Source organism: Streptomyces sp. FH025, from assembly GCF_017427025.1.
GTDB lineage: Bacteria > Actinomycetota > Actinomycetes > Streptomycetales > Streptomycetaceae > Kitasatospora.
Genome location: NZ_JAFLNG010000609.1, coordinates 1 through 4713, shown reverse-complemented (window position 1 = coordinate 4713; position 4713 = coordinate 1). Strand labels below are relative to the sequence as shown.

The window sequence follows — 4713 nt, the reverse complement described above, 5'->3', positions numbered from 1 at the left end:
CGCGCTGCCGACTCCGGCCTGGTCCTGGAGCGCCCCGGCGAGTCCGTCGTCACCCGCCGCGAGGTCACCCCCATCGCCCCGGGCCTGACGATGACCTCCTTCGAGCGCCTCGCCGGCCCCGGCTGGATCCGCGGCAAGGTCCTGGTCGCCGACCTCGACACCAAGGGCCTGAGCGTCGACTACCTGTCCTCCGGCAAGGTGACCACCCGCCAGGGCGTCACCGAGATGGCCCGAGGCGCCGGCGCCGTCGCCGCGATCAACGGCGACTATTTCGATATGAACGCCTCCGAGGCCCCGCTCGGGGTCGGTGTCTCCCGTGCCGGCGGCCTCATCCACGCCCCTGTCGAGGGCTGGAACCAGGCCGTCACCATCGGCGCCGACGGCCTCGCCCGCATGGCGCAGGTCTTCCTCGAAGGCCACGCCGCCCTGCCCGGCGGCCGCGAGGCCACGCTCAGCGGCGTCAACACCTACGGCCTGCCCGCAGACGGCATCGGCCTGTTCACCCCCGCCTGGGGCGACGCCACCCGCACCCACGTCGCCGGCGGCTCCACCGACATCGCCGAGGTCGAACTGCGCGACGGCAAGGTCACCGCCGTACGCGACCACCCCGGCGCCGCCGTCCCCGAGGGCGCCACCGTCCTGGTCGGCCGCGAGGCCGGCGCCCGCACCCTGCGCGAGCTGAAAACCGGCGACCAGGTCGGCGTCGGCTACCGCCCCCGCGCCTCCTTCGGTGAGGTCGCCGTCGCCGTGGGCGGCTACCAGGTCCTGGTGGCCGACGGCGTCGCCCAGCGCACCGGCGAGAACGACGCGGGCGAGCTCACCGCCCGCACCGCCGTCGGCTTCTCCGCCGACAACCGCCGCATGTACCTCGTCACCATCGACGGCCGCCAGGCGGACAGCCCCGGCATCAACCTCACCGACCTCGCCGCCCTGATGCGCGACATGGGCGCCCACAACGCCCTCAACCTCGACGGCGGCGGCTCCGCCACCATGGCCGCCCGCCTGCCCGGCACCGGGTCGGCCGCAACCGTCAGCCACCCCTCCGACAACGGCGGGGAACGCGCCGTCGCCAACGGTCTGGGCCTGTTCTCCACCCCCGGCTCCGGCACCACCAAGGGCTTTGGGCTTCGCCCGGCCCAGGGCGTGGACACCGCCACCCGCGTCTTCCCCGGCCTGCACCGCACCGTGCGCGCCCTGCCCCACGACGAGGCCTACGGCCCCGTCACCGCGCCCGAGCCCGCCACCGCGTGGTCCACCTCCACCGCCGCCAAGGCCACCGTCCAGGGCCACGGCCTGGGCGCCGTCGTCACCGGCCGCGAACCTGGCACCGCCGAGGTCGCCGTCACCGCCCCCGGCGCGGAGGGGGCCGTCCTGCCGCTGACCGTCCTCGGCCCCGCCGTGCGCATCACCGCCGGCGCCGAGCCGATCGCCCTGGACGCCGCCGGCGCCACCGCCCACCTCACCGTCACCGGCTACGACGCCCTCGGCCACGCCGCACCTGTGGAGGCCACCGACGTCACGGTCACCGGCGCAGACGGCGTCGCCCAGGCCACCACCGCCGACGACGGCACCATCGCCCTCAAGGCCCTCGCCGACGGCACGTCCGCCACCCTCACCCTGACCGCAGGCGCCCTGCGAACCTCCGTCGCCGTCACCGTCGGCATGACCGAGAAGCCCTTCACCGACCTCGTCGACGCCGCCGCCTGGAAGTCCGGCAACGACCGCGCCCCCGGCGGCTCCCTCACCCCCGCCCTGGGCCACGACAACGCCCAAGGCCTGCGCCTGGCCTACGACTTCACCCACTCCACCGGCACCCGCGGCCAGTACGCCATCGCCCCCGAGGGCATCGTGCTGCCCGGCCAGCCCCGCGCCCTGACGATGTGGATCGAAGGCGACGGCAACGGCGCCTGGCCCCGCATCCAGTACCGCACCGCCGCCGGCGTCACCGCCAACCTGGACGCCCCCATGGTCACCTGGACCGGCTGGCGCAAGGTCGAATTCCCCGTCCCCGCCGGCGTCCAGTACCCGCTGACCTTCCAGCGCTTCCGCCTGATGGAGACCAGCGCCGCCCGCTCCTACACCGGCGCCCTCACCCTCGCCGACCTGCGCGTCAAGGTCGCCCCCGACGTCGACCTGCCCGCCCAGCCCCGCGTCACGGACCCCGTCGTCCTCACCAACGGCACCGTCGACGACCGCCCGCTGCGCGTCGCCGTCATGTCCGACGCCCAGTTCATCGCCCGCAACCCCGACAGCGACATCGTCCAGGCCGCCCGCCGCACCCTGCGCGACATCGCCGCCGCCAAACCCGAACTCCTCATCATCGACGGCGACTTCGTCGACGAGGCCGCCCCCGCCGACTTCGCCCTCGCCCGCACACTCCTCGACGAGTTCGACCAGCTCACCGGGCGCACCGTCCCCTGGCACTACGTGCCCGGCAACCACGAGGTCATGGGCCCCGGCACCATCGACAACTTCAAGGCCGCCTTCGGCGACACCACCCAGGTCTTCGACGTCAAGGGCACCCGCTTCGTCACCCTCAACAGCTCACTGGGCACCCTGCGCGCCGGCGGCTTCGACCAGATCGCCACCCTGCGCACCGCCCTCGACGGCGCCGCCAAGGACCCCTCCGTCACCGGACTGCTCCTCTTCGAGCACCACCCCACCCGCGACCCCCTGCCCGACCAGGGCAGCCGGCTCGGCGACCGCAAGGAGGCCGCCCTCGTCGAACAGTGGCTCGCCGACTTCCGCGCAGGCGGCAAGTCCGCCGCCATGGTCACCGGCCACGTCGGCGCCTTCCACGCCCAGAGCATCGACGGCGTCCCCCACCTGATCAACGGCAACTCCGGCAAGGGCCCCGCCGCCGAACCCGACCGCGGCGGCTTCACCGGCTGGACCATGCTCGGCATCAACCCCGCCGCCGGCCGCGTCACCGACCCCTACGCCGTCCCCGACGACACCTCCGCCTGGCTGCGCGCCGAGACGCGCGCCCGCGCCGACACCGTCGACCTCAACGCCCCCGCCACCCTCGGCCTCCTGGAGACCACCCCCGTCAGCGCCACCTTCACCCAGGACGGCGAACGCACCGTCCCCGTCGCCTGGCCCGTCACCGCCCAATGGGGCGGCACCGGCGTCCACATCGGCACCGCCGCCACCGCACCGCTCGGCACGGTGGCCGCCTACGACCCCGCCACTCGCACCCTGACCGGACTGCGCCCGGGCAGCGCGACCTTGAGCGTCACCGTCGGCGGCGTCAAGGCCGAACAGCCGCTCACCGTCGGCTCGTTGCCCGCCTGCACCACCGCCGTGCGCGGAAAGCACTCCTCGCTCGCGATCACCTCCGGCGTCACCTGCCTTCAGGGCGCGAGCATCGACGGCCCGGTCCTGGTCCAGCCCGGCGCCGCGCTGGTCGCGCTCGACTCCACCGTCGCCGGCCCGCTCTCCGCCCGCGGCGCCGGCGCCCTGGTGCTCAGCGACACCACCGTCAGCGGCCCCGTCGCCGTCACCGCCACCACCGGCACCACGGCGATCCTGCGCTCACAGGTGTCCGGCCCGCTGCACCTGGCCCTCAACGCCGGAGGCACCCTGCTGGCCGGCACCACCGTGCGCGGCCCGCTCGATTGCACCGGCAACACCCCGGCCCCGGTGGGCGGCGGCGGCCTCGCCAACACCGTGAACGGCCCCAAGAGCGGCCAGTGCGCGAAGCTGTGACGAATCGCCGTTGAGTCCCGGCGGCGGCCCCCCAGAGGGCCGCCGCCGTTTCGCGTCGGAGCCGGATGACCGCTGACCGGATCGCGGGAATCCCCGGCCGGGCGACCTCCTGGGATGGGCCCGGAGCCTTCACCGCATTGCCAACAAATGATTCTTCCCTTGCGAACACTTGAACCTGACATATGATCAGTTCGCCGAATGTCGAGCCGTCGGCTCCTGACTCGAGCCGATCAGTCCGGGGGGACGAACGTGTATCCAACGCGCACGAATCGAAGGTTCGCCAGCGGCTTCACTCCGAAGGTGCTGCGCGGAGCGGACTTCGAGCAGACGGCCCTCCTGGTGGCCCGGGACGGAACGGCGCGCTGATCCTGACCCGCGTACGTTCGAAGAAGAGAGGCGCGCCGCCCCGTGCCAGTTCCCCACCCGACCACCGCCCGGATCACCGTCATCACGACACGGGCCGTCCTGGTCGCCGAGACCGTCGTGAGCCTCTGGAGCGCCGTCATGCTGTGGACGCTGCGCGATCTGGCCTACCTGGACGATGACGGCACCGACTTCTTCCGGCACCGGACGGCGATCCGGCCCGCGCTGGCCCTGCTGTGGGCGGCGCTCTGCGGGGCGGCCGTCGTCGCCTCCGTCCGCCGCCGTCCCGGCGCGCGCGGCCCAGCACACCTCTTCACCGCCGCCGGGGCGGTGCACCTCCTGGGTGCGGTCTGGACGGCCGCCCACGGGGCCTGGCCGCTCGCGGCCGGCCTCCTCGCCGTCGCCGCCCTGCTGCTGTACGCGGCCCGTTCGGCGGTCCGCTGACGGCCGGCACGCCGGGTGGCTCACCCGCCGACACCACCGCCAATCCCTGGGTGGTCAGCATCCCGATCAACCCCAGTGACCACAAGTGGACCTGGTGGGCGTGCGCCTACGAATCTCTGACGAGACGCCACCACGAGAAGCAGCGGGCCCGGACCGCGTCGAGCGGTCCGGGCCTGGGGCTGACCCCACCACCAGCCC

General features: G+C 74.1%; 2 protein-coding genes. Both read left to right on the top strand.

The genetic code is table 11. The features are described from left to right. The coding region (locus J0670_RS30475) for a phosphodiester glycosidase family protein (RefSeq protein WP_207814980.1) at positions 1-3708 on the top strand (3708 nt) is incomplete at its 5' end. A 408-nt stretch (positions 3709-4116) separates the two neighbouring features. Further along, entirely contained in the window at positions 4117-4515 is a 399-nt protein-coding gene (locus J0670_RS30470) for a hypothetical protein (RefSeq protein ID WP_207814975.1), read from the top strand. Positions 4516-4713: the final 198 nt, after the last annotated feature.